This is a genomic window from Priestia endophytica DSM 13796 (assembly GCF_900115845.1).
In the GTDB taxonomy this organism is placed as follows: Bacteria; Bacillota; Bacilli; order Bacillales; family Bacillaceae_H; genus Bacillus_I; species Bacillus_I endophytica.
On record NZ_FOXX01000008.1, the window covers coordinates 143,395 to 169,703 of the forward strand.

General features: G+C 36.9%; 24 protein-coding genes and 1 other annotated feature. Of the genes, 9 read left to right on the forward strand and 15 right to left on the reverse strand.

The genetic code is table 11. The features are described from left to right. Nucleotides 1-13: 13 nt before the first annotated feature. The gene (locus BM012_RS15815; protein ID WP_235606192.1) at nucleotides 14-772 is read left to right on the forward strand and encodes an STAS domain-containing protein; all 759 of its coding nucleotides are present in this window, start codon (nucleotides 14-16) and stop codon (nucleotides 770-772) included. A gap of 355 nt (nucleotides 773-1,127) precedes the next feature. Here the strand turns inward: BM012_RS15815 and BM012_RS15820 are convergent, their stop codons facing one another. Next, nucleotides 1,128-2,390, reverse strand: a complete 1,263-nt coding sequence (locus tag BM012_RS15820; protein ID WP_235606191.1) for an MFS transporter — start codon at nucleotides 2,388-2,390, stop codon at nucleotides 1,128-1,130. Nucleotides 2,391-2,532: 142 nt separating this feature from the next. On the opposite strand from BM012_RS15820, the gene BM012_RS15825 reads away from it, so the two are divergent. From BM012_RS15825 to BM012_RS15835, 3 genes are all read left to right on the forward strand, one after another. Next, nucleotides 2,533-3,510 carry a LacI family DNA-binding transcriptional regulator gene (locus tag BM012_RS15825; protein ID WP_061805604.1) on the forward strand — a complete coding sequence of 326 codons (978 nt, stop codon included), beginning with the start codon at nucleotides 2,533-2,535 and terminating at the stop codon, nucleotides 3,508-3,510. Between the two features lie 130 nt (nucleotides 3,511-3,640). Then, entirely contained in the window at nucleotides 3,641-5,116 is a 1,476-nt protein-coding gene (locus BM012_RS15830) for a glycoside hydrolase family 32 protein (RefSeq protein WP_061805716.1), read from the forward strand. Between the two features lie 34 nt (nucleotides 5,117-5,150). After that, nucleotides 5,151-7,040 carry a sucrose-specific PTS transporter subunit IIBC gene (locus BM012_RS15835; RefSeq protein ID WP_061805603.1) on the forward strand — a complete coding sequence of 630 codons (1,890 nt, stop codon included), beginning with the start codon at nucleotides 5,151-5,153 and terminating at the stop codon, nucleotides 7,038-7,040. Nucleotides 7,041-7,444: 404 nt separating this feature from the next. Here BM012_RS15835 and BM012_RS15840 read toward each other — a convergent pair whose 3' ends face one another. From BM012_RS15840 to BM012_RS15860, 5 genes are all read right to left on the reverse strand, one after another. After that, nucleotides 7,445-8,674, reverse strand: a complete 1,230-nt coding sequence (locus tag BM012_RS15840; protein WP_061805602.1) for a sensor histidine kinase — start codon at nucleotides 8,672-8,674, stop codon at nucleotides 7,445-7,447. A gap of 13 nt (nucleotides 8,675-8,687) precedes the next feature. After that, entirely contained in the window at nucleotides 8,688-9,356 is a 669-nt protein-coding gene (locus BM012_RS15845) for a response regulator transcription factor (RefSeq protein ID WP_019393634.1), read from the reverse strand. Nucleotides 9,357-9,429: 73 nt separating this feature from the next. Beyond that, on the reverse strand, nucleotides 9,430-10,569 hold the full coding sequence (locus BM012_RS15850) for an ABC transporter permease (protein ID WP_082802636.1): 1,140 nt from the start codon (nucleotides 10,567-10,569) through the stop codon (nucleotides 9,430-9,432). Continuing rightward, entirely contained in the window at nucleotides 10,550-11,272 is a 723-nt protein-coding gene (locus BM012_RS15855; protein WP_061805601.1) for an ABC transporter ATP-binding protein, read from the reverse strand. Before BM012_RS15855 ends, BM012_RS15850 begins: the two co-directional genes overlap by 20 nt. A gap of 2 nt (nucleotides 11,273-11,274) precedes the next feature. Further along, on the reverse strand, nucleotides 11,275-12,648 hold the full coding sequence (locus BM012_RS15860) for an efflux RND transporter periplasmic adaptor subunit (RefSeq protein WP_061805600.1): 1,374 nt from the start codon (nucleotides 12,646-12,648) through the stop codon (nucleotides 11,275-11,277). 359 nt (nucleotides 12,649-13,007) lie between these two features. On the opposite strand from BM012_RS15860, the gene BM012_RS15865 reads away from it, so the two are divergent. Together BM012_RS15865 and BM012_RS15870 are read left to right on the forward strand one after the other, a co-directional pair. Then, nucleotides 13,008-14,063: a M14 family zinc carboxypeptidase gene (locus tag BM012_RS15865; RefSeq protein WP_061805599.1), complete on the forward strand. Its 1,056-nt coding sequence runs from the start codon at nucleotides 13,008-13,010 to the stop codon at nucleotides 14,061-14,063. A gap of 188 nt (nucleotides 14,064-14,251) precedes the next feature. Beyond that, nucleotides 14,252-14,466: a binding site (T-box leader), on the forward strand. Nucleotides 14,467-14,515: 49 nt separating this feature from the next. Then, nucleotides 14,516-15,865: an amino acid permease gene (locus BM012_RS15870; protein ID WP_061805598.1), complete on the forward strand. Its 1,350-nt coding sequence runs from the start codon at nucleotides 14,516-14,518 to the stop codon at nucleotides 15,863-15,865. Nucleotides 15,866-15,905: 40 nt separating this feature from the next. On the opposite strand, the gene BM012_RS15875 is transcribed toward BM012_RS15870, so the two are convergent. Further along, nucleotides 15,906-16,979: a tartrate dehydrogenase gene (locus BM012_RS15875; RefSeq protein WP_061805597.1), complete on the reverse strand. Its 1,074-nt coding sequence runs from the start codon at nucleotides 16,977-16,979 to the stop codon at nucleotides 15,906-15,908. A gap of 171 nt (nucleotides 16,980-17,150) precedes the next feature. Then, entirely contained in the window at nucleotides 17,151-17,543 is a 393-nt protein-coding gene (locus BM012_RS15880; protein ID WP_061805596.1) for a hypothetical protein, read from the reverse strand. A 249-nt stretch (nucleotides 17,544-17,792) separates the two neighbouring features. Between BM012_RS15880 and BM012_RS15885 the strand changes: the two genes are divergently transcribed. Next, entirely contained in the window at nucleotides 17,793-18,359 is a 567-nt protein-coding gene (locus BM012_RS15885) for a DUF2238 domain-containing protein (protein ID WP_061805595.1), read from the forward strand. Between the two features lie 20 nt (nucleotides 18,360-18,379). After that, nucleotides 18,380-18,958 (forward strand): DUF2238 domain-containing protein, encoded by a 579-nt coding sequence (locus BM012_RS15890; protein WP_061805594.1) that lies wholly within the window; start codon nucleotides 18,380-18,382, stop codon nucleotides 18,956-18,958. 445 nt (nucleotides 18,959-19,403) lie between these two features. On the opposite strand, the gene BM012_RS26865 is transcribed toward BM012_RS15890, so the two are convergent. Both BM012_RS26865 and BM012_RS15895 read right to left on the reverse strand, forming a co-directional pair. Continuing rightward, complete coding sequence (locus tag BM012_RS26865) at nucleotides 19,404-19,499, reverse strand: putative holin-like toxin (protein ID WP_221410622.1); 96 nt, start codon at nucleotides 19,497-19,499, stop codon at nucleotides 19,404-19,406. Between the two features lie 141 nt (nucleotides 19,500-19,640). Next, nucleotides 19,641-20,093: a GNAT family N-acetyltransferase gene (locus tag BM012_RS15895; protein ID WP_061805593.1), complete on the reverse strand. Its 453-nt coding sequence runs from the start codon at nucleotides 20,091-20,093 to the stop codon at nucleotides 19,641-19,643. Nucleotides 20,094-20,216: 123 nt separating this feature from the next. On the opposite strand from BM012_RS15895, the gene pdxR reads away from it, so the two are divergent. After that, on the forward strand, nucleotides 20,217-21,611 hold the full coding sequence (gene pdxR / locus BM012_RS15900; RefSeq protein ID WP_061805592.1) for a MocR-like pyridoxine biosynthesis transcription factor PdxR: 1,395 nt from the start codon (nucleotides 20,217-20,219) through the stop codon (nucleotides 21,609-21,611). Between the two features lie 49 nt (nucleotides 21,612-21,660). Here pdxR and BM012_RS15905 read toward each other — a convergent pair whose 3' ends face one another. From BM012_RS15905 to BM012_RS15925, 5 genes are all read right to left on the reverse strand, one after another. Then, nucleotides 21,661-22,419 (reverse strand): IclR family transcriptional regulator, encoded by a 759-nt coding sequence (locus BM012_RS15905; protein WP_061805591.1) that lies wholly within the window; start codon nucleotides 22,417-22,419, stop codon nucleotides 21,661-21,663. 21 nt (nucleotides 22,420-22,440) lie between these two features. Then, a complete protein-coding gene (locus BM012_RS15910; RefSeq protein ID WP_061805590.1) occupies nucleotides 22,441-23,442 on the reverse strand; it encodes a 5-oxoprolinase subunit C family protein in 1,002 nt (333 codons plus the stop codon). After that, the gene (gene pxpB, locus BM012_RS15915) at nucleotides 23,439-24,200 is read right to left on the reverse strand and encodes a 5-oxoprolinase subunit PxpB (RefSeq protein ID WP_061805589.1); all 762 of its coding nucleotides are present in this window, start codon (nucleotides 24,198-24,200) and stop codon (nucleotides 23,439-23,441) included. Before pxpB ends, BM012_RS15910 begins: the two co-directional genes overlap by 4 nt. A 16-nt stretch (nucleotides 24,201-24,216) precedes the next feature. Continuing rightward, a complete protein-coding gene (locus tag BM012_RS15920; RefSeq protein ID WP_061805588.1) occupies nucleotides 24,217-25,008 on the reverse strand; it encodes a putative hydro-lyase in 792 nt (263 codons plus the stop codon). 66 nt (nucleotides 25,009-25,074) lie between these two features. Then, nucleotides 25,075-26,304 carry an NRAMP family divalent metal transporter gene (locus tag BM012_RS15925; RefSeq protein ID WP_061805587.1) on the reverse strand — a complete coding sequence of 410 codons (1,230 nt, stop codon included), beginning with the start codon at nucleotides 26,302-26,304 and terminating at the stop codon, nucleotides 25,075-25,077. Nucleotides 26,305-26,309 lie beyond the last annotated feature (5 nt).

Here is a 26,309-nt window from a genome sequence, read left to right on the forward strand (position 1 = left end):
GAGAAGAAAATTCATGCATAGAAACAGCGAATTATATTCTTTTTTATTAGAACGAACTCATTTATTAACGGAACAATGGTATGATTCAGTTGATAAAACAAATCCCTCAGGTGTGTACTCTTCCCAAGACCCGGAAGTGATTAAAAGTTTAAAAAAGAAGAATTATGAATTTCATCTCCGCTTGTGTAAAATGTTTGATGAATCCTCTTCAGATGCCGAGTTTCTTTCCTCATTTAATGAATGGATTTATTCTGCTTCAAGAGACGAAGGACACAAGCACACACCTATTTACCTTATCCTTAAGGAATTTTTCAACAATCAAGAACAGTATTTAAATTTCGTACAAGCTTTTGTAGAGATGAGTAATGAAGCATACTCCTTAGCTACAATTAATAGATGGAACCGTAAGATTGTCGAAAATTTTTCATATGTGATTACAGCTTTTACAAAACAAAGTCACAAATATGCTGAAAAATGTTTAGCAACTCAGAAACAACTGATCCATGAACTAAGTTCCCCTCTTATTTCTCTTAACGAAACACTTGCGCTACTTCCCCTTGTTGGTGAAATTGATGAGGACCGAGCTAAATTGATTATCGAAAACACTTTACAGCAGTGCGTAAACTTAAGGGTTACCCATATTCTCGTTGATTTATCAGGCGTGTTAACTGTTAATGAAATGGTGGCACATCAACTGTTCCAACTCATACAATCTCTAAAATTAATTGGCGTAAAAAGTACGCTTTCTGGCATTCGCCCTGAAATTGCTTAAACGTCAGTTAGAATTGGAATCGAATTCAATGACTTATCAGTTGTGCCAAGCATTCATAAAGCATTAGCTTCTTATAAAATATAATACTAAAAAACCCTCAGATAAGCTGAGGGCAGAAGTGAATTTATGGAATATGCAAGGAGCATTATAAAAGCTAATGCTCCTTTTACATACGTATGAAAGAAAAGGTGTGCATACATACACCATATGGAAAGTATATAGTGGTCTCATATACCTTTTCCTCTCTTGTTATCAGGATAGCTGTAGTATCTCAAGTCATGAAAAAATACATCCTTTTACTAAAATCACTGAATATATTATGTTCCTTTAAGATTTTAGACACCGAGGACATACCTTACATTCTAGTTAACACTTGAATTTTCTCTTTCTTCTCTGACACCCTTAACCATACTCCCCCTATTAGTATTGCGCCTGTTAACAAAAGAAATGGAACGCCATACCCATGGAAAAAGTCGACGAACAATCCAAATATCATAGGAGAAAGCACAATTGCTAATTGGTTCAAAGTCAACGCAAAGCTAACTGTCAAACTAATAAAATGCGACGAAGCTTTCTCGGAAACTAAAACAATAAATAAACTGAACCAACCAATTCCTAAAAATCCAACAAAAAAGCAAAGTACGGTGTTTCCTGCTATTGATAGATGACTTGGTAAAAAGATAAGAGCTAGTAGAAAAAAGACTGTGGCCAGTATTGTAAGCTGAAGCGGCTTGCTACGATTTCCATTAAAAACGGTATCACTTATAAAAGCAAGCACAATTCTTCCGATCATGCCTCCAATTAAACAGACACTAAGCAGAAGACCTGCTGTACCTAACCTAATATGGGAGGCTTGATGAAGATAACTCATAAGATGGGCAACAAGGATGATTTGAAACGAAATCATCGTTACGCCAATGAAAAAAACAGGATAAAGACTTTTGTTATTTCTAATTTGGTGAAGCTTTTCAATAAATCGTTCTTCTTTTTTATCATTTCTTTCTATTTTCATATCTTTATAGAAAAGAAGAAAAATAATCCCCCCTATTATGGCAACAAAAGATTGAAGAAACAATGCAGAAGCTAAATGGTACTGGTAAAAAACGATAGGTAAAAATGCGGAAGCTAAAGCTCCTCCAATCGGAATTCCCGTCTGCCTAATCCCCATAGCAAGGCCTCGCTGTTTTTTAGGAAACCATTTTATAATAACGCTGCTCCCCCCTGGTTGGGCCGTTCCGTACCACACCCCAACAAAAGTGAGTACTACAATAAGGAACGCATAATGATGAATAAAAGCGGCGAAAAAAATGTTCAAACCGAGGATGATTGCTCCTCCTCCTACAACCCACCTTTCACCAAACTTATCCATTAAATCTCCAAAAAACAACATTGAAAATATCGGACCAATGTTAACGGCAGAAACGATTAAACCTGTTTGGAACTGTGAAAGAGCATATTCTTGTTGATAAAAGGTCGCGAGCGGTCCCATTCCATACGTAACAAATGTTGCCGCTGTTTGAGCAACAGTGGCAATAAGTAAAACAATCCATTTGTAGCTTGTTTTTTCTAAAAGGTGCTGATTCATGTAAGAAGGTGGTAATCCCGATTTGTTAGCCATTGTACCAAGCTCCTTTTAATTTCTAATGTTTTTAGAAAGAGACGCAAAAAGTTTAGCTCCCTTTCCTTTTGAAACAGAGTTAAAATTAGTATAATATCTTATATCTATAAATGATAGGGTTCTTAAGGAAGGAGTTTTTCATATTAAAACAATCGCTGATATCGCCAAGCTTGCTGGAGTAGCAAAAAGTACTGTGTCTCGCTACTTAAATGGCGGCTCGGTTAGCTTACAGACAAAAAAGAAAATCGAGCAAATTATTCAGGAACAAAACTATATTCCTAATACGTTTGCTCAAAGTTTAAAAGCTAAGAAAACAAATATGATTGGAGCTATTGTTCCAAGACTTGACTCTTACGCTACGTCTCAAACATTGATGGGAATGGACGAGGAGCTACGATCTCAACAGTACCACCTCTTAATTTCTAATACCAATCAAGAGCAAGAACGGGAAATTGAGGCTATTTATGATTTTGCTAGACAAAAGGTCTCAGGCGTTATTTTATTAGCAGCTGAAGTAACAGACGCCCATTTGAAAGCAATCAAAGAAGTTTGTATACCCGTTATCTTAGTTGGCCAAAAACATACTGAATTACATAGCATTATTCATGATGACTTTAAAGCGGGTTACCTTATTGGACAGCATGTATTAGCAAAAGGACATCAACATATTGCATATTTAGGTGTAACAGAAAAGGATGTTGCAGTCGGCGTCAAACGGAAAGGTGGCTTTCAAAAGGCTGTTGCTCATAAAGATGCCCACATCACCTATTATGAAACAGGATTTAAAATGAAAGATGCGATGAAAACAGCTTCTCATCTTCTTACCTCTTCTTCCCCTTCTGTTATTGTTTGTGCAACAGATAATATTGCCCTTGGTGTGATGAAAGCTGCTTATGCACAAGGAATCAATATGCCAACACAGTTATCTATTACAGGATTTGGGGGATATGATACTTCTGAAATTGTTCATCCTACTCTAACAACGGTCGGTTATTCTTACTTTAAAGCTGGTACACTTTCTGCCGCACAAGTTATAAAGCTTGTTGAAGAAACGGATGTAAACCGCTGTATTACATTAGATGTTAAATTAATTGAGCGAGAAAGCGTTGACAATCGATAAACTATCCATTATGATATACAAAAGAAACCGGTTCCAATTTTACTCACAGAAATGGAATTGGTTTTTTTAAAATCATTTTTGGAACCGGTTCCTTTTTTCTATTAAACTTTTATAAGGATGAGATATAGTGATAAAAATGACGAAGGAAGAAAAATATCGATACATTGAACAAGCTCGTCCTGACGAACTAGAGAAACTTCAAAAACAAATTGAACGTTGTGCATGGCGACAAAACTATCATATTCAGCCTCAGACAGGACTGCTGAATGATCCGAACGGTTTCTCTTACTATAACGGCATATATCATCTCTTTTATCAATGGTTTCCTTTTGGTCCTGAACATGGGATGAAATACTGGTTTCATACAGTTTCCAAAGACCTTTGCACATGGGAAAATGTAGGGATTGGAATAAAACCTGGGGACTCCTATGATTCACACGGGGTTTATTCTGGAAGCGCAATTGTAAAGGATGAAAAGCTTTACTTGATGTACACAGGAAATACACGTGATGAAAACTGGGTTAGGCATCCCTTCCAATGCATGGCCTATATGAACGAGAGCGGTGTTATACAAAAACTGACAAACCCTGTGATTTCGACTGTTCCTAATGGATATACAGATCACTTCAGAGATCCAAAAGTTTGGAAAAAAGATGACACATATTTTTGTATTATTGGAGCACAGCGAAAAAATAAAACAGGATGTGCTGTCCTCTATAAGTCTAGCGATCTTATGAACTGGGAGTTTCAGGGCGAATTAGAAACAACTCTTCCCTCTAACTTCGGCTATATGTGGGAATGTCCGGATTATTTTGAACTAGAGGAGCACGGTATTCTTCTCTTTTCTCCTCAAGGGTTAGAAGCTGAGGGAGAAAAGTATCAAAACATCTATCAATCTGGATATCTTGTCGGGGAACCTTTAGATTTAGAGACAAGAAAGTTCTGTCATGATGCCTTTCACGAACTTGACAGAGGATTTGATTTCTATGCTCAGCATACTACTTTATCTGAAGATGGTCGCCGCCTTTTAATTGGATGGATGGGACTTCCTGATCTAGCATATCCAACAGATCAGAACGGATGGGCTCACTGTTTAACTATTCCTAGACAGCTTGAAATTAGAGAAGGAAAACTTATTCAGCAACCTATTTCCGAATTAATGAAGCTTAGAAAAAATGAACGTCAAGCACGCTTTACATTAGAAAATGAACGAAAAAAAGTAAAAGAATTTAGCGGTTTATCTTATGAACTTATCTATGAGATTGAGAATATTCAAGCAAGATATATAGGAATTGAGTTTAGAGCCAAAGACCAAGAAAAAACGGTTTTCTTTTATGATAGTATCAAAAAAGAGCTTGTATTAGACCGTTCCCTTTCAGGAAAATCGTTAGAAGCGGAAAACGGAAATATACGCCGCTGCTCTTTCTCTGCTTCTAAGCTTAAAATTCAACTTTTTGTGGACGTTTCCTCTGTAGAGATTTTTATTAATGACGGAGAAGAAGTGTTCACGAGCCGAATCTTCCCTAGCCCACATAGCAAAGAAGTCTGCTTTTTTACCGAAAATGGAAGCGCTACATTCCAAGCTGTGCAATGGAGCTATGAGTAACAAAAGAGACATAACAAGAAAGGGTTGGAGACAGATGTCTGAAAATCAAAAAATCGCAAAAGAAGTGTTGGCTGCTATTGGTGGAAAAGAAAATATTGCATCTTTCGCCCACTGCGCTACTCGCCTTCGCATTATGGTTCATGATAAAGAGAAAATAGATCAGGAAAAAGTCGAAAATATTGATAAAGTAAAAGGAGCATTTTTCAACTCTGGGCAGTTTCAAATTATTTTTGGAACGGGCACAGTCAACCGTATTTTTGAAGAAGTCAAGAACCTTGGGATTGATAGCTCATCAAAAGAAGAGGTGAAAAAACAAGGAAATGCTTTTCAACGAGCAGTTCGAACGTTTGGAGATGTTTTCGTTCCTATTATTCCCGTCTTAGTTGCTACAGGATTATTTATGGGTCTACGAGGATTGCTCACTCAAGATGAAATCCTTTCATGGTTTGGAGCGACACCTAAAGATATTCCGCCAAATTCCCTTCTATATACGCAAGTCTTAACAGACACGGCCTTTGCCTTTCTACCCGCTCTTGTTGCATGGTCTGCGTTCCGCGTTTTTGGAGGAAGTCCTGTACTTGGAATTGTTCTTGGACTTATGTTAGTAAACCCTGCCCTACCAAATGCTTATGCTGTTGCAGAAGGTACTGAGAAAGCGTTAACAATGTTCGGTTTTATTCCAGTTGTCGGTTATCAAGGATCTGTTTTGCCTGCTTTCTTCATCGGTTTAATTGGAGCTAAATTTGAAAAAGCATTAAGAAAGCGCATACCTGAAGCATTAGATCTTATTTTAACTCCTTTTATTACACTAGCCGTTATGATTACATTAGGACTTTTTGCGATTGGTCCTATCTTCCATTCACTAGAAGAATGGGTGTTAACAGGTACAACAGCTGTTCTGAACTTACCATACGGTATTGCAGGACTTGTAATTGGTTTCTTTCATCAGATTATCGTTGTAACAGGTGTTCATCATATTTTTAATTTCTTAGAAATCCAACTTCTTGAGAAGTATGGAAACAATCCGTTTAACGCGATTATTACAGCTGCAATGGCTGCCCAAGGTGCTGCTTGTTTAGCAGTAGGATTAAAAACAAAAAATAAAAAGCTAAAAGCACTAGCTCTCCCTTCTTCGTTCTCAGCGTTTTTAGGAATTACAGAACCAGCTATTTTTGGAGTTAACTTACGCTTTATGAAGCCTTTTATTATGGGATTAATTGGTGGTGCTGTTGGAGGATTCCTTGCTTCTTTCTTCAATTTAGCTGGAACAGGTATGGCAGTAACTGTAATTCCTGGTACGCTCTTATATTTGAATGATCAACTTTTTCTTTATATTTTAACAAACGTTGTAGCAATGGCAGTAGCATTCACTCTCACATGGTTATTCGGATATAAAGATGCACCTCAAGAAAGCTCTCTAAACAAAGAGATGAAAGAAAAGGAAACAGTCAATAAAATAAACAACTCGCTAACTTCACTAGAAATTCCCTCTCCTATTAAAGGAGAAGTTATTAAATTAGAAGAGGTTCCAGACCCTGTTTTTGCTCAAAAACAAATGGGAGAAGGAATGGCTATTCAACCATCAGAAGGAAAAGTCTATGCTCCATTCGACGGTTCAGTAGGTCTTGTAGCTGAAACCAAACATGCTATTTTCCTAGAACATAAAAGCGGTACCCAACTATTAATTCACATTGGAATTGATACAGTCAACTTAAAAGGTAAAGGATTTACGTCCTATATCAAACCAGGAGATCCAGTCAAAGCTGGACAGCTGATTATGGAATTTGATTTAGACGTAATTGAACAAGCAGGCCTTTCATCCATTACGCCTGTTATTATCCCTTCTGGCCTTCCGTCAGTCAAAGAAGTATTACCAAAAAGAAAACATAGTAAAGAAACGGTACTCGCTGTTCAACTTGGTTAACCTCTTCCACCAAAAAGAGTAGATGTTGTCATCTACTCTTTTTGGTATAAAAATATTTAAAATACTTGTTGGAGTTTAAAAACTAGGGAGAAAAACAAAAACAATTTTTTGAATAATAGTAAGAACAATAAATCCTAGTATGAAAGATGATATTCCTCCCCATACGATAATATTAAGGTCTTTCAATACATTCATATTGTAAACCCCCATATCATTTTTACTTACTATTCTTCTCATAGACTTTTTAAGAATCACTCTACATCAATAAGGCTAGTAAACATACAAATTCACTTTGTACATATATAAGCAATAACATAAACTTATAATGATTTAGCCTTACTTTCATTATATTTTCCAAGGCGTCCTTAAATTCCTGCTCATTCTACATAATATTCTAAATTATGCTATCCTGTTCTTTGATTTTTAGGGAATGTAATTTCAAAATTTGTTCCTTCTCCTAGTTTGCTTGTTACCTTCACTTTCCCGTAGTGTTTATCGATGATCCAACGAGCAATAGAAAGGCCAAGTCCTGCCCCACCTTCGTCTGATCGGACTTTATCCACTTGATAAAATCGGTTGAAAATTTTCGGGATTTCTTCTTCCTGTAAGCCGATTCCATTGTCTTTTACTTCTATATTGATAGAAGAAGGTGTTTCACGGCAAGACACTTCAATGCATCCATCAATAGTTGTGAATTTCAATGCATTGTCTAATAAAATAATCATCAGTTGATGAATTCGTTCTTTATCTCCTTTAAAATGAATAGAGTCCTCTACCCTCATCATAATAGACTTGCCTTGATAAGATACAATTTCCTCATAATATTCATGAATCTCTTCTAGCAAAATGCTTAATGAAAAGGTCTCTTTCTCCATTTCTAAACTTCCAGAATCAGACCGTGCAAGCATTAGTAAGTTGCCTACAAGTTTAGACAATCGCCGACTTTCCTTTGAAATCAGCGAGATATCCATTGCTTTTTCTTGAATGGTGGCAGACGGAGATTTCCAAAGTAAGTCTGTTCGTGATTGGATAACGGCAAGCGGCGTTCTTAATTCATGGGAAGCATCTGAAACAAAGTCTTGCTGTTTTTTCCAGGCCGCTTTAATGGGGACAAGCGCTCGTCCTGCTAGTAGAAATCCTGCTCCAACTGCACAGATACTGCCAATAATCCCTCCTACAAGGAGAAGAAGGAAAAGAGTATGAAGCATTTCTTGCTCAGAGGTTACATTTCGGACAAACTGAACAGTTACGGTCTCTTTACCCATTTCCGCTTGAACAGAAAGAGCACGAAATGAGAACTCATCTGCTTCAATTTCTTGAAACTCTCCTATTTTTGTAGGAGCAAACTCTTTTTCATTTTCTGAAAAAATAGGTGATAATCTATCTAACTGATTAATGATTTCTTTTTCATCATTCCAAATGAGAATAATCATACGAGGGTCCTTTTCCATTCGAGGGGTCTCTTCTCCTCTTGTGTCTGTGAAGCGCTGAGCAGAATGTTGCAAGTCATTATTAACATCTCGATTTAATCGAGAATCAGCATAAGAGTAAATAATAATCGCAAGAATCCCCATCAAAATAATAAAGACGAGGGAGTTTACAATCGTAAGTTTGAGCCTAGTTTTGTGAAACATAGATCCACCCCTATTATTCCTTCAACATGTAACCAATGCCACGTACAGTTTGTAAGTCCTTATGGTATCCAAAAGGTTCCATTTTCTTTCTAAGATGATGAACAAACACTTCAACAATAGCAATTGTTGTATCAGAGTCAAAGCCCCATACACGATCATAAAGTTGCTCTTTTGTTAAAATAGCTCCTTTATTTTGGATAATGTATTCAAGCATCTCGTATTGTTTAAATGTTAATCTAACAGGTGTTTCATCTATCATTACTTCTTTTTCTTTGCCAAACAATTCTATCCCTTTATAACGGATTGTTTGACTTCTCGTTAAACTCCCGCTTCGACGCAAAAGAGCACGAATTCGAGCTTGTAGCTCAGGAGCTTGAAATGGCTTAACAAGGTAGTCATCGCCGCCAAAATCAAGTCCTTTCACACGATCTTCTAAAGAATCTTTCGCTGTTAGAAATAACACAGGGGTCCGAATATCTGCTTCTCTTATATGTTGAATGACTTCAAATCCGTCCATTTCAGGCAGCATAACATCTAAAACAATTAAATCATATATATTTTGAAGAGCAAGAAACAATCCATCTTCCCCATTCTCTGCTCCATCAACTTCAAATTCATTTGATAAAATACTTTTAATCGACTCAAGAAGTGATCGATTATCTTCTACAACAAGTATGCGCACTACAGGTCTCTCCTTTACTATTTATCATCATACCAAAACAAAGCGGTCGCAGTATATACGATCGCTTTGTTTTTCATTCATATCGCAGAGCTTGAATCGGATCTAATTTTGAGGCTTTGTTCGCTGGAAAGACCCCGAAAACAATTCCAATAAAAAGAGAGAAACCAAAAGACATAAGAATAACGGGAATAGAATAAGAGACCGCTGTCCCTGTCGCAACTGTGAAAGCTTCTGCACTTACTAATCCCAAACCAATACCAATCAATCCTCCAAAAGAACTTAGAATTATCGCTTCAATTAAAAATTGAGATAGAATATTTCCTCTTTTTGCCCCAATTGCTTTTCGAATTCCAATCTCTTTTGTTCGTTCAGAAACAGATACAAGCATAATATTCATAATTCCAATCCCTCCTACGATAAGAGAAATAGCAGCACTTCCTCCAAGCAGAAGAGTTAAGGTATTATCAACAGAATCTGCTGTTTCCATTAAGTCTTCCTGACTTGATACACTATAGCTGTCTTCATCTCCAATAATCCCCCGCATTGTTTGTTCAAGTCTGTTTGTCATAAAGTTTACATTTTCTTCGTCTTGAACTTTCACATATACAGACTCAATGCTTGTTGTTGAAGCTAAACGTTGTCCTGTGCTTAACGGAACAATAACTGTACTGTCTCCACTTGTTCCTAATGAGCTGCCAACAGATTGAAGAACTCCAATCACTTTATACGATGAACCGTTAATTTGTATAGATTGCCCAACTGAATTTCCTAATCCAAAGAGCGTCTGTGCTGTGTCTGATCCAAGAACAGCTACTTTGGAATGATTATCTTGATCAAGTGATGCAATAAAGCGACCAGATTGAAGCTCTAAATCCCGGACGTCTAGATAAGAAGACGTTGTCCCTGTCATGGACACTTGGGCATTTGTTTCTCCGTTCTTCGCTGTTACACGTCCTGAAACAGTCGGAGCTGTATCCTCTACTCCGTTTACTGTTTCGAGCTCTTTTGCATCATCTTCTTTAAAAGTCACATCTGATCCTGTAATACTTACAGTCAACACATCTTTACCTAAACTGCCAATTTGGCTTTGTACTTCTTGAGTTGAACCTTGACCAATGGCAACCATTACAATCACAGACGAAACGCCAATAATAATACCTAGCATTGTTAAAAACGCCCTTACTTTGTTCCCTTTAATGCTTTTCCATGCCATGGATATGGAGTTCACGTTTATCCCTCCTTTCTTCGTAAAGCTCACCATCATAAATATGTACAATCCTGCTTGCTTTTTTGGCTACTTCTAAATCATGGGTGATTAAGATAATCGTGTGTCCTTGCTCGTGTAAATCCTTCACAATTTTCAAGATATCTCCACTTGTTTTGTGATCTAATGCTCCAGTTGGCTCATCAGCTAAAAGGAGTGGAGGATCTCCAGCAAGGGCTCGAGCAATAGCAACACGCTGCTGCTGGCCGCCTGAAAGCTGGAAAGGAAGATGATTCCATCTATCTCCAAGTCCTACCTTTTTTAAGGCTTGCAAAGCTTTTTCTCTTCTTTCTGGCACTTTTACTCCACGATAAACAAGAGGAAGTTCGACATTTTCGATAGCTGTTAACTTTGATAGAAGATTAAAGTTTTGGAAAATAAATCCAATTTTCTCATTTCGAATAGAAGCTAACTGGGAACTCTTCATTTTTCCAACATTTTCACCGTCTAATAAATACTCCCCAGCATCTGGACGATCAAGGCAGCCAATCATGTTCATAAATGTAGATTTTCCAGAACCTGATGATCCAATAATCGAAACAAAATCCCCCTTTTCAACTGTAAGTGAAATTTCTTTTAGAGCTGTAACGGTTTCGTCTCCAAGTTTATACGTCTTCTTCATTAAACGAATATCAATAAGAGGCTCTGTCATCTTTATTGCCCGCCTCCTTGTCCACGTCCACCAGTAGAAGAAGGTCCTCCAGTTGGTGCCTGCCCTGGATTTCCTGACATACCTCCACCAGATTCGTCACCAAAGCCACCTTTCATCATTGCTTTCTCATCTTGAGAAGAAGTTTGATTTGAACTAACCTTTGGAATTTGAACTGTATCTCCTTCGGATAATCCTTTTGTAATTTCAACGCTTGTATCGTTAGAAATTCCTGTTTCAACTGTTACTTTTTTTGTTGATTGAGAAGAGTCACTTGAACTTGTTGGGACAAGAACATATTTCTCGTCTCCACTTTCGTAAACAGCTTCAACAGGTATATATAAAGCTCCTTGTTTACTTTCAACCTCAATGCTTGCTTCTGTTGACATGCCTACTTTTAAATTTTTGGGATCTGTAATTTGCACTGTAACATCAAATGTCGATACTCCATTTGATGATGTACCTTCCGAAGCAACATCTGTTACCGTTCCTTCAAATTTTTCATCTGGAAATGCACTTGCTGTAACTTCTACACTCTGTCCTTCTTCAATATTTGTAATATCGAGTTCATCAACACTTATCGTTGTTTCGAGAGAACTGTAATCAGTAATATGGGCAACTGTTGTTGAGCCTTGAACAGAGTCGCCACTCCCAGCAGCAAGACTTGTAATTGTTCCTTTAGCTGGAGCTTGTAAAATACTTCCGTCTGTGAAAGTCATAAGGGTTGTGCCTTTATTTACTGTCTGTCCTTCTTTAACATTTACAGTATCAACAATAAGTCCACTTCCTCCTGAATTATTTCCACTCTCTTCAGCGGTTGCTCCTTCAGTAGATGACGTTTCCCCTGTTGCTCCAGCTGCATTTTCGGTTTCTGCTCCATTCTGCCCTTCACTATTTTCTACTGAGCTGCTTTCACTTTCTGTTGTTGTTTCAGATGATGTTGTATCAATTGTCGTTCCATTTCCTCTTGTAATAGGAGAAACAAAACCGTCTTCATTTTCTATCCGAAGTAAAACAGTTCCTTCAGACACGCTGCTTGCGCTCGTTACCCCAACAGAGGTAATTTCTCCATCAAATGGGGCTACTATCGTTTCCCCATTTTCAAAGGTTAATAGCGTATCTCCTTTACTCACACTTTCTCCTGATATAATGCTTACGCTTTTGACACCTAATAAAGTGTTCGTAGCTGTCACATCTTGGTCTGTAATAGTTGTTACAGAACCAGAGCCTGCAACATTTACTTCTAGGTCTCCTTTTTTTACTGTTGATGTTTGAACAGCAGCAGTCGCCATTTGAGGTTGCTCTTCATTATGCAGGAAGAACCAACTTCCTCCTCCTACCATTGCTACTAAGGCAGAACCAACAATCCATTTTTTCATTTCCTTTTCTCCTCCAACTTTCTTTGTTCCGCTTAAAACGTTTTATTTTTTGACTCCTTCTTACGGTGTTTTTTTTGGAATAAAGCTAGTATGCACGTGATTCCTTAAGATTTCCTTAAGAAATAAAGGATATTTTTCAGAAAAAAGGTTTTTACTTATAAATAATGTAGAATATCGTTTTCTTAAAACTTTTATTTACTAGGGATGCTTTCTAAAATTCAACCTTATTTCGCTGTATTTCTTCATTTTTCTCCTTTCTTACGCGAAATCTGTCTAAACAATAGGAGAGATGTTCTATTACATTCCTTTTTTGAACCTATTAAAATTAAGATATAAAACTAGATTTGGGGGAATGATGGATGACATTAAAAAAGAAGGTTTTATCTCTTTCTCTATCAAGTATGATGGCACTAGGAACCGTAACAGCTGTAACTATCCCTGCTAGTGCAGTTGGAAATGGACCAAATGCTGGAAACGGATCTGTTCAGACATCTATTTTACATACGTACGAAAGTATGGTGAGTTATTTAAAAGAACAAGATAAAAAGCAATCTGCTATGAACCTTGAAGTAATTGGTCAAACGGTAAAAGGTCGCGATATTTATATGGCAAAATATATATCAAACCCAGATAATCCAACTGTTTTATTTCTAACTCAGCAGCACGGAAATGAGCAACTTACAACAGAAGGTGCTTTAGATTTTATTAAACATTTAGGAACAGGAAAAACGAAAGGCGTATTAGACAACGTAAACATCCTTATCATTCCGATGTTAAATGCAGACGGAGCAATGGGTGATGTGAACTTCTCGCTTGAGGATTATATAGCAGATGGAGACCGTCATTTAACACGCTATAATGCAAACAACGTTGATCTAAATCGTGAACATGCCAAAGATATCATGAAAATGGAACCAGAAGCCAAATTTTTATATGAGAATGTACTAGAGAAATATCCGATTGATTATATGATTGATCTTCATCATCAAGGAACGCTTAGTGAGACAAACGGTGAACTTGTTTCAGGTTCTATTCTTTATCCAACAAATTCAGAAGTAGACGCTGAAGTTGTTGAAAAATCCAAAAAGCTAGGTGCTGTTGTATACAATACGCTTGAGCCTAAAGGATGGGGGCACATTGGGCAATATAACGGTGGATCTGGGGCTAATATTGGCCGAAACGGCATTGCCCTCCGCTATGGCGTTTCTACCCTTTTGTTTGAAATGCGCGGTATGTCTGACCACTATATAGAATCTTATGCCCTTGGACAAAAAAGCAACGGCTACCTTATTAAACAAACCGTTTCAACATTAGATGCAACCGTTCGAGCAATTGCAGACCGCTCAATTGAAAAAGAGGATACAAGTTTTTGGAATACGCTACCAACACAGACAAATCGTCAAAATGATGAGTAGTCCTCTCCTCCAAAAGAAACCGAAAATTCTTTTTTCGGTTTCTTTCAATATGATAATTTTGAAAGTCTTTTTCTTTCAATATGTAAATTTTAAAAGCCTTTTTCCTTCTTTATCGAAAATAATACCATTGACATAGTATTAAACATTTACTATTATAAGAAAATAAGTAGAATAACAAATTCATAATGCAAAAGGCAATGAAAGGAACATTAGTAGTTTTAATCTCCCTGTACTAGAGAGTTAACGGATGGTGAAAGTTAACACAAAGGTTAAAAATGAAATTCACTCCTCGAGCTTCTTTCTCTATTAACATGAGCAAAGACGGGTAAAACTGTTAACATAAATGAAGAGGTAAATATTTATTTACAATTTAGGGTGGTACCGCGATAATTTCGTCCCTGCTGAATTTTCAGCAGGGACTTTTTTATGAATTTATAACTTGGGAGGAAAGCATGAAAAAACACAACACGTCATCAACGCAACTTAAGAAACAACTATTGCCGCGTCACATTCGGATGATTGCAATTGGAGGTATGATTGGAACAGGCATTTTCAAAGGAAGTGCCGATACTGTTGGATTAGCTGGACCAGCCGTAATCTTTCCATATTTGTTTGCAGGATTACTTCTTCTTATCATTATGGGCGCCTTATCGGAAATGGCTATTGCTTATCCTGGTCACAACATGAAAGACTTAATTGAAAGAGCGTTTGGCACTCGTTTTTCGTTTATTGTTGGCTCTATTTACTGTTTCATGTGGCTATCTGTTTCCGTTATTGAAGTAATTGCAGCAGGTAGTTTCTTGCAATACTGGTTTACATCTATTCCACTATGGGTGTTATGTCTAATTTGTTCTCTTATTTTAATTTTAATTAATGTAACAAGTGTAAAATCGTTTGGAGAAATTGAGTTCTGGTTTGCAGGAATTAAAATTTTCGTTATTATTGCTTTCATTATTGTAGGAGGAGCCATTTTACTCGGATTGATTCCAAGCGATAATAGTGCTCAGCACTACTTACACAACTATACAGATTTCGTTCCAAATGGATGGACGGCTGTATTTGCGACACTTCTTGTTGTTCTTTTCTCATATGGTGGATCAGAGCTTATTGGTCTTACGATTACAGAAACAAAGGATGCAGAAAAAGTACTGCCTGGCGTTGTAAAAGGTGTACTTGTGCGCGTTGTTTTATTTTACACGCTTCCAATCTTAATTATTTGTGGATTGATTCCTTGGAATGAGATCGATGCAAATGCAAGTCCATTTGTTCAAGTATTTGAAACGGTTGGTCTTCAAGGTGCATCACATATTATGAACTTTATTTTATTAACGGCTGTTCTTTCAGCCGCAAACTCTGGTATTTACGGATGCACGAGAATGATGCACTCGCTTGCTCAAACAGGTGGTGCACCAAAACGCTTGTCATATGTAAATAAACAAGGAGTTCCGATTTTTAGCTTGTTGGTTACCGTTGTTGTCTTGCTTTTCGGTACATATGTTGTTTATTTATTGTCTGATAAAGCATTCACATATCTTCTCGCACTTCCAGGTTTCACTGTTTCACTTGTATGGATTTGTATTTGCTTAGCACAGCTAAAGCTTCGTCCATCATATAAGAATAAGCCTTATTTCAAACTTTGGGGCTTCCCTTATTTAACCATTTTCGCTGTCTTAGTGTTAAGCATTAGCTTTGTTACCTTCTTGTTTAGTGAGGGTAATCGTCTAAGTTCAATTGCTTGTGTAACCTTCCTTGTTTTAATGATTATATGCTCATTCTTTGTCAAAAAAGAACGTCGTGCATAATAAAAAGAGGTTCCTCTAATAGGAACCTCTTTTTTATTCATTATACACCTTGCTTCTCAACGATCTTTAACCTTTTTATAATCTCATTTGTCACTTCTTCTGTTGTATAATTCCCGCCAACGTCAGGTGTTAAAATGCTGTCGTTTGTAACGCTTTCTACAACGTCTAATAACATGCCTCCTAATTCTTCTTCCCCAAAATGATCTAACATCATCTTAGCTGTCCAAATTTGTCCAATTGGATTAGCTATTCCTTTTCCAACAATATCAGGAGCTGATCCGTGTACAGGCTCAAACATGGAAGGGTATTTACCATTAACATTAATATTTGCTGCTGGAGCAATTCCAACGCTTCCCATAATACCAGCACCTAAGTCTGTTAAAATATCTCCAAATAGGTTACTGGCCACAATAACATCAAACTGATGCGGACGAGTAACGAAAAAAGCAGCGAGCGCATCAATATGTTGAGAATCTGTTTGAATTCCTGGATAATCTTTTGAAACATCTTCAAAAACGCTGTCCCAAAACGGCATAGAATAATAAATTCCGTTTGATTTTGTAGCACTTGTGACATGTTTTTTTCTTTTAGACGCTAATTCAAAAGCAAAACGCATCGCTCTTTCAGTCGCTTTCCTTGAAAAAATAGCATTTTGAATGGCAATCTCATCTTGTCCCTTATAAATGTTTCCGCCAACAGAGCTATACTCTCCTTCACTGTTTTCGCGAACAACAATTAAATCAAAATCTTTAGGGTTGAGGAGCGGTGAACGAATCCCTTTTAATACTTTAGCTGGTCTTATATTAATCACTTGTTCAAATTCACGGCGAATTTTAATCAACATTCCCCATAATGAAATATGATCGGGAACTAGTTTTAAATTTCCAACAGCTCCTAAAAAGATACTATCAAAGTCTGTTAATTGCTCAAGAGCATTCTCTGGCATCATTTTTCCATGTGCTAAATAATACTCACAGCTCCATGGAAAATCTGTAAATTCAAACTTCAGTCCTCCGTGAATATCTGCAATCGTTTTCAAAACTTCGTTAGCAGCTGGAACAACCTCTTTTCCAATTCCGTCTCCTGGAATAGAAGCAATCTTGAATGTTTTCATTCTCTCTCCCCCTCTTTTAAATGCAGGACTCTTTCATAATAAAGATAATGAAGAATACAGTGTCCGGTCGACTGTATCTGGCTCTATTTTATAGATGAATTTCCTTTTAAGCAACAATTTTCTTAATTTTTAATTATAACAACATAAAAAAAGAGCATAATAAACGCTCTTTTAGTCCTTTTTATATGTTTGAAACATCTTTGTATTGTCAGGGACATTTTCGAGATAAATGATTTTCCCACCCTCATCTAGCTTTGCGATATCTTTGCCTTCCTGTGTATAAACTTCCCCAGAAGCCCGCTTTCCACAAACGGCCCACCGTGTCTCATACGTACGAGTTTCATCACCCTGAACTTTTTCCCATCCTTGATACATATGTTTAAGATCTTTATTTTCTGTGTAAACCATCTTGACAAAATTGCGCCAGTTTTTAATCCCAGCCTGCTTATAGCCATTTAGCACAAACTCCATATCATCTGTAAATAAATCAGCAAGCTGTTCAAATGCTTCCTCACTTGTTCTAGATTGATCAAATAGCATAAAGTACTTCTCTAAGTTTTCCATAGTAGCTCCTTTTTTCCTCAAGGGTTGGCTATATCTTTTCCCAAATAACAGCTTAGCATAACAAAAGAGAAAGGGGAAAAAGATAAGCTTCTCGGAAAGTAAGATAAGTAAAAAGTTCACTTATCTTTATTACTTCTCTCAAAAGAGTAATCTCTCGATAATTCGGACATAATTTACAAGAGTTCAAAAATAAAATTTCTACTTAGAGTTTAATGCTAATTCCCGTAATTTATTGAATAAGGTGATAAATTGAAAACGAAATTAATCTTAATTCTTAGTATAACTTCTGTAATCTTTATGACCGCTTTATTTATCTTTTATCTTATTAAAGGGGATATTTCTCGTTGGGAAGTAGCGCTAGGAGGCATATTTGTAAGTGCGTTACCTCTGTTATTATTGTTTTCAAAAAACATCCCTTTTCCCGCTTTGATTATTATTGGTTATTATCTTTTTCTCTTCTGTACGTTATTTTTAGGTTCTATTGAAGAGTTTTATGGCCGCTTTAAATGGTGGGATTCGACTCTTCACTTTTATAAAGGGATCTTTATGGGCGCTATAGCCATTTCACTGTATAAATTATGTATCCCTAAGCAAACACGCGATCATGTTTCTAAATGGATCCTCTTTCTTTTCGTGCTTTCTGTTTCGGTGAATGCAACAGCTTTATGGGAAATTTATGAGTTTGTAGGAGATTTAACTTTTACACGTACAATGCAATCAGGAGGCAATACGGACACTATGTATGACATGATTATAGGAATAGTAGGGGGTCTCCTCGTTGCTATTTATTCTATAGTACGAAGAAAAACACTATAAATAAATATGGAGGTGTAAAAATGAATCGCAAACTTGTTCTATTATTGAGTGTCATTTATGTCATTTTCATGGGAAGTTTAGCTGTATTTCTTTACGTAGATGATAAATCATTTAAAGCATTGGTTGCTATAGGAGGGGTTATCTGTGGACTCATTCCTCTTCTGCTTGCTCTATTTACTAAGTTTACCTTTAATTTACCTCTTGTTATCTCTTACTTAATTTTCTTATTTTGCTCACAGTATTTAGGTTCTATTTTAGGGTGGTATGGACTAGGTTGGTGGGATACATTTTTACACTTAATAAGTGGAGCTCTCATTGCTTTTCTTGCGATTGCTTTGTATGAAAGACTCATACATAGAAGTGCAGGGAAAAGCATATCCTCATGGTTTGTTTTTCTCTTTGTTTTTTCTTTTGCTGCTCTTGGGGGTATCCTATGGGAGATTTATGAATTTAGTTCAGATCAATTCTTTGGGATGACTCTGCAAGGAGGCGGAAATAAAGATACGATGGTTGATTTAGTTGCTGATACGGTTGGAGGTCTTATTATCGCAATATGGGCAGGAATACGAACAAAAGTGAAAAAGAGTAAATTGAACTAACCCCCTTCCCTTAAGATCTTACATCTAAAGAAAGTACTGCAGGAATTTTACATTTGTAAAAGAAAAAGAAGACTTAGATAGATAAGTGTCTAATCCTCTCCTTCAGTATTGCTGTAATATCAGAAAAGTGATATTACAGCATCTTCATGATGTGTAGCATGACATTTTCCAAACGTATACAGTTAATGTTTCTTGTGGAAAAGAGCCTTCCAACAGAATCCTAAAGCTAAACACACATAAAGAATATATACAATAGGAATCAAGACTTAAATGGTTGATATTCATTAAAAAATGAGGGTATAATGAAAGTAAGAAAAGAGCGCTGGCTGCAACCAACGCTCTCTGTACAGTTTCACTGCTAGAAGAGCAGTGGTCCACATATCATATAAAGAGTACTGAAAAAAGTAATACTCCCTTTATACTTTAGTAGGGCTAAAGGGTGATATTACTTTTTTTTCGTGACAGCAATAATCGCAACAACAAGAGTAGATAACGAAATAGCAATTGTCATCGCTTCATACACAGTCAACATGCAGGGCACCACCCCCTTTACTTCGGGAGTACCGCTGCTCACCCTAAAAAACTGTACTCTATTATTATATCATATAGGCCTTTGTTATTTCATAAAAGCGAACATATTTTCTGGTGAATAGTTTTGTTTTTTAGAGACGTTTCCCTCTTCTCAAATATTCAGTTCGTAATGCTTCCACTGTGACTCTATTCCTCCCATTTTTGCGTATAGTTTTTGAGCTACAACATTATCTTTCGCTGTCTCCCATGTCATACCTGCATATTCATGTTCCTTAACATATGTAAAACATGCTTGAAAAAGCCGCTCTCCTACTTTTTTTCCTCGATATGAAGGAGAAACATATAAATCATTTAAAATAGCGTTCTTTTGTAAACTAAGCGTGCTGAATGAAAAATAGAGAGTTGCAAAGCCAATAAGCTCTCCTTTATGCTCGGCAACATATTGCACACCTTGACTTTGATGGGCTAGTAAATATGTAAAATGTTGTTTAATTTTTTCAACTGGCTGCTTTCTTTGATAAAAGTCAACAATGTACTCCTTCATTAATGGAACCATTTTTAAAGTATCTTCTTGAACTACTAAACGAATCGTAATAGAATTCATATAGTTTCCCTCCTAAAGCGTATGCTTGATTTTCTATAACTTTTATTATAAAAACCCCTCATTGCTTACAAAAGAGACAGTTTATAAAAATTATTTAGGTACAGAATAATGGAGGTTCTTACAGTGGTTAATATAACTCCCTTTATAAAAAAGGATAGTGGTCCTTTATATGTTCAAGTATACGACGATTTAAGAACAAAAATTTTGAAAGGAAAGATCCCTTTCGGTAGTAAGCTTCCCTCAATTAGAGGACTTGCCAGACATTTGCATGTTAGCAATAATACAATTTCACTTGCTTATGATTTACTCGCTGATGAAGGCTTTATCGAGCGGAAACCACGAAGCGGAATATATGTTAAAAAGCAAGTAGAGGATGTTTTCCCTTTTTCACATTCCTCAGAAGATGATAGGAAAGTAGAATACAAGCCTTCACCTCGCTATAATTTTCGCTATGGAACATTAGAATCTACCCTTTTCCCTTCTAAAACTTTTCATAACATCGCAAATGCCGTCTACGCTGAGAGGCAACAAGAATTGTTTACATATGGAGATGTTCAAGGGGAATTTGGGCTTCGCAAAGAGCTTTATCACTACTTAATAAATTCAAGAGGTGTCAAGTGTGTTCCCGAACAAATTATTATCACCTCTGGAACACAACAAAGCCTAATCCTACTTTCTCAAATTTTAAATCTGCAAGACAAGCTAATAGGATTTGAAGAACCTGGCTACAACGGAGCACGAATTATATTTGAAAATTTGAATGTAGATGTAGAGCCTCTTCCTATAAAAAAGGATGGACTTAGTATTGAAGAACTTTACAAAACTAATCCTTATGCTGTTTACGTTACACCATCTCATCAGTTTCCGACAGGCGTCATTATGACACAGAAAAAGCGTGAACAGCTGCTTCAGTGGGCTAGAGACCATAATTCTTTTATTATAGAAGATGATTATGATAGTGAATTTAGGTATGTAGGAAAACCTATCCAATCGATTCAAGGAATGGATGAAGCGGAGAAAGTCATTTATCTTGGTACTTTTTCTAAACTTCTTCTTCCAGCAATGCGAATGAGCTACATCGTACTTCCTTCTCCTTTATTAAGCATCTATAAAGAGCGCTTCTCTCTTTATGAACAAACAGTTCCTCGCTTACAACAATGGATTATGGAAGCTTTTATGAAGACAAATTATTTAGATAAACATATTGCTAGAATGAGAAATGCTTACCGAAAAAAGCATACTACTCTTATATCAGAAATAAACAAAAGGTTTGATGCTAATAAATTTGAGATCCTTGGAGAATGTTCAGGGTTACATATATTAGTAAAAGTGTACGGAAAAAGTGAAGAAGAACTTATTAAACTAGCCTCTTCAAAAGACGTTAAAGTTTACCCAACAAATCCTTATTGGAAAAGAAAACCTCAATGTGAAACAGGGACTGTATTATTAGGCTTCGGATCGTTGTCTGAGGAAGAAATTAAACAAGGAGTGTCCATTTTGTCTGAGGTATGGATGTAGGATTTCTCCTCTCCTTGAAAAGCCCCTATATCCTTAGCATATAGGGGTTTTATGGAATGTTGTATCCTAGCTTTTTAGAAATCAAGTTTGCTCCTGAAGTGACTTTTTTAATAAGGATTGGGAGCCTTTCTTCTCCATACCTTCCCTCAATTCCAGCAATACTAAGGCCTGCTATCACCTCTCCTTTATGATTAAAAATAGGAGCGCTGATTGCTGTTGTATAATTCTCAAGTTCTGAAATGCTTACTGTGTAGCCTTCCCTTTTTGATTGTGCTAATATTTTTCTTAATTTTTCTTTATCTGTAATTGTCCCAATCCCAATTTGTTCTAGCTCTACGTGCTCTAAGTAGGCTTCTCGTTCTTCCTCTGGCAAATAAGCTAGAATAATACGAGAGCATGCTCCTGCATAAAGAGGAGATCGCCTTCCAACAGACGTGTACAGTCGAACAGGTTGAAGTGTATCTACTTTTTCGATATACATTGCTTCGTTTCCATCTCTAATAATTAAATTTACCGCTTCTTCTACATCATCTCGAAGTTGTTCCATAATGGGTTTTGCAATTATTCTTATATCTAATCGATTTGCCACAAGTTGTCCAAACTGTAAAAAAAGAAGCCCTAAAGAATAAAAGCCGTCTTTATCTTTTGTTAAAAACCCCATTTCTTCAAGTGAGCCAACCATACGATGTAGTGATGTTTTTGGAATTTCCGAGTAAGTTAGCATTTCTGTAAAAGTAAGCTTAGAATGCTTAATAAAAAGATTTAAGATTTGCATGGATTTAACGACCGTTTTATTATTTGTGTGCATTTTCTCTTCTCCCTCATGTCCCTACTCTAACCTTTTCGAAGCTAACAAAATACCCATCTTTAATTTATAAAGTTCTTGCTCCTTCTCTAAATACAACTTTTCCGCTTCTTTTAAAGACACATAGGTGAAAGTGACCGATTCACCAGGCTTTTTCTGAGCAATGAGTGGTAAATCAGTTGTAATGACTTGGGCAATTTTAGGGTATCCTCCTGTTGTTTGTCTATCTGCTAATAAAATAATGGGGTTTCCGTCAGGGGGAACTTGAATGGATCCTTGAGATACAGCTTCTGATAAAAGTTCTTTTGCCTCTTTTAATTGAAGGGAAGGTCCTTCCATCCTATATCCCATGCGATCTGATTGTGTTGATACCTTAAAAGGCTTCTCTGTGAATTCTTGCTGACTTTTTGACGAAAAAAAGTCAAATTGACTGCCATGTACTACTCGAATGCTATCATTATTTGCTATCGGAACAAACTTTTCATAGTGAACAGACCACTGAGACGTTATGGCCCCTTCTCCAATATTTTGAGATAAAAAGGAAGGTCTTTCATTTAATACGTGAGCAAAATGCAATTCGTCCCCTTCCTTTAGAGCTCTTCCTTTGAATCCACCAATCTCACCGCGTAAATACGTACTTTTACTTTCTAAAACTTTCTCAAGTTGAAATCCACCTTTAATCGTTAAATACGCTCGGCAGCCCCTTTTACATTGACCGAATTTAATGGTGCTCCCCTTTTTCACAAATATGGGTTTCCACATTGGAATAGCTTCACCATTGACAGCTGGAGACAAATCACCTCCTGTAATAGCAACTACACAGTCTTTTTCTACTTGTAAAAGAGGGCCCATTAACGTAATTTCCAGTCCTGCTTCATTCTCGTCATTCCCAACAAGCAAGTTTGCTATTCTAAGAGAGTAAGAATCCATTGCACCGCTTACAATAACTCCATATTTCTGAAAACCTCTTCTCCCAAGGTCCTGAACAGATGTAAGTAATCCTTGCTTTATGACACGTAAGCTCATTTTTCTCCCTCTTTTCGCTTTATTTCTTCATATTCTTCTTGTGAGATCGAAACGAACTTCACTCTATCTCCTGCTTGAAGTAAGCTTGGTGGCTTTTGATTTGGAAGAAAGAGCTGGATAGGAGTTTGACCGATAAGTTGCCATCCACCAGGGGTTGAAATTGGATAAACGCCTGTTTGCATTCCAGCAATTCCAACGCTTCCTGCTGGAATAGAGGCTCTTGGTGATGAACGTCTTGGTGTTGCAATTTTTTCAGATAAACCACCTAAAAAAGGAAAACCAGGTGCAAAACCAATCATATAAGCTAAATATTCTCCATTTGAATGAATATGAATGACTTCTTCCTTCGTTAAATTATTATATTTGGCAACATGGTCAAGGTCTGGACCATAATCTCCTCCATAACAAACAGGGATTGACACTTGACGATGTTTTAAATCCCCTTCGTCAGACACTTCATTTAATTTTTCGTTTATAAGAGTTGAAACGATTTCAAAAGGAGAAATAAAGTCTTTTATTGTACGCTCCTTATTTGCTTTTATAACTTGGAGTGGCTCATAAAAAATCGTTACATTTGTAAATGCCGGCACACACTCAATAAACCCTTGAAATGGATGAGCTTCTAATGTATCTATAAACATTTTAATTTTCTTATGAATTTGATAGTCAATACGTTCTCCAAATGTAACAACAATAGCTGAGTCACCGAGTGGTGAAAGTGTTGTTTGCTGAACTAAATCTGTTTTGGTTGAACTCATATTTTCACCTCTTTTTCTATAAAACGCCAAGCTTCTCATCGCGAATGTCTGTAATAAACATATGTCCTGGTGCATGCGTAATCATAATAGGTGGCTTTGTTTCCATTGCAACAGCTTGTGGAGTGACACCACATGCCCAAAATACCGGTGTTTCCCCTTCTTTAATTGTCACTGAATCTCCAAAATGAGGAGTATTAATATCTTGAATACCAATAACGTGTGGATCTCCGATATGAATAGGTCCTCCATGAACAGAAGGAAAGCGTGATGTTACTTGTGCCGCTCTTACAACATCTTTGTGAGGAATAGGACGCATACTTGCTACCATATTCCCCCGAAAAATGCCTGCTTCAACACAAGGGATGTTTGTTTTATACATGGGAACATTGCACTCTTCCTCAATATGACGAACCGAAATATCGTTATTTAAAAGAGCATGTTCAAAGGTAAAGCTGCATCCAATTAAAAAACCAACCATATCATCTTCCCAATATTCTGTAATATCTGTTACTTCCTCTGTAAGTTCTCCATCCTTATAAATTCGGTATTTTGGAATATCTGTGCGAATATCTCCTGAAGATGAAGCGAACTTTGGAAAAGGAGAGCCAACCTCTGTTACATCTAAAAGAGGACAAGATTTAGGATTCCGTTGACAAAATAGAAGAAAATCAAAGGCATGTTCTTTTTTTAAGATTGCTAGATTAGCTTGAGCATATCCATTTGCCATTCCTGCTGTTGGCTGCACAAGTTTACCTTCACGAATTAAATTCCGAATTTCTGACGGTGTTTTTTGAGATAAGTTTTCCACTAAAATCCCCTCCTAAAACAATAGTCGCCTGCACATAGCAATAGTCTTTATATGCAGGCGCTTAGCTTACTTAAATAGCTGTGGAATTTGATCAACTAGTGTATACCCACCCATTAAGGCCATTACAACAACAACAAAGATACCTGAAATGGTTAGCCATAAAGGGTGCTTATAGTCACCAACAATGCTCTTCTTGTACGCCGCAATGAGCAATGTTCCAAGAGCAATAGGAAGAATTAAACCATTGAGAGCTCCCACAAGAAGAAGTACTTTAACAGGTTTTCCAATTAGAACAAAGCAAACAGTAGAAATAATAATAAATCCGATGATAATCCAATTTGCATTTTTATCGAGTTTTTGGCTGAATGTTCTGATAAAAGAAACAGATGTATACGCTGCTCCTACTACGGATGTAATCGCCGCAGACCACATGACAATTCCAAAAATTTTGTAACCAATGTTTCCTGCTGCTAGTTGGAATACGGATGCTGGAGGGTTCCCTGCATCAATTGGAAGCCCTTTTGCTACAACACCAAGAACAGCTAAAAATAAAGCAATGCGCATAACAGACGTAATTAAAATTCCAGTAATCGAGCTTTTTGTTACTTGTGGTAAGGCATCTACACCTTTGACTCCCGCATCTAATAAACGGTGTCCACCAGCAAACGTAATGTATCCTCCAACTGTTCCACCAACAAGTGTAACAATTGCTACAAAATCAATTTTGTCTGGTGCGAAAGTTTTTACGACCGCTTCTCCAACAGGTGGTGACGTTGTAAAAGCTACATAAATCATTAAGCCAATCATGACAAATCCTGCAATTTGCGTAAATTTATCCATTGCTTTTCCTGCTTCTTTTACAACAAAGATAAGCACGGCAATAATAGCACTAATTGCGGCTCCCACTGTTGGTGAGATGCCAGTAATAGCATTTAAACCAAGACCTGCTCCAGCAATATTCCCGATATTAAAAGCAAGTCCACCAATGACAATTAACGCAGCTAATACGTACCCTAATCCTGGTAATACCATATTTGCGATATCTTGTCCTCTTTTTCCAGAAACTGCAATAATTCTCCAAACATTCGTCTGAGCAAAAATATCGAGAATAATCGAGATTAAAATAACAAATCCAAAACTTGCTGCAAGATTTTGTGTAAAAACCGTTGTTTGTGTTAAAAATCCCGGGCCAATCGCTGATGTGGCCATTAAGAATGCCGCTCCTAACATAAGCGACCAATTAACTTTTGGTGCAGAGAGCTCTTTCTTTGGTGTATTTTTTTTCTTTGGCTCCAATTTCA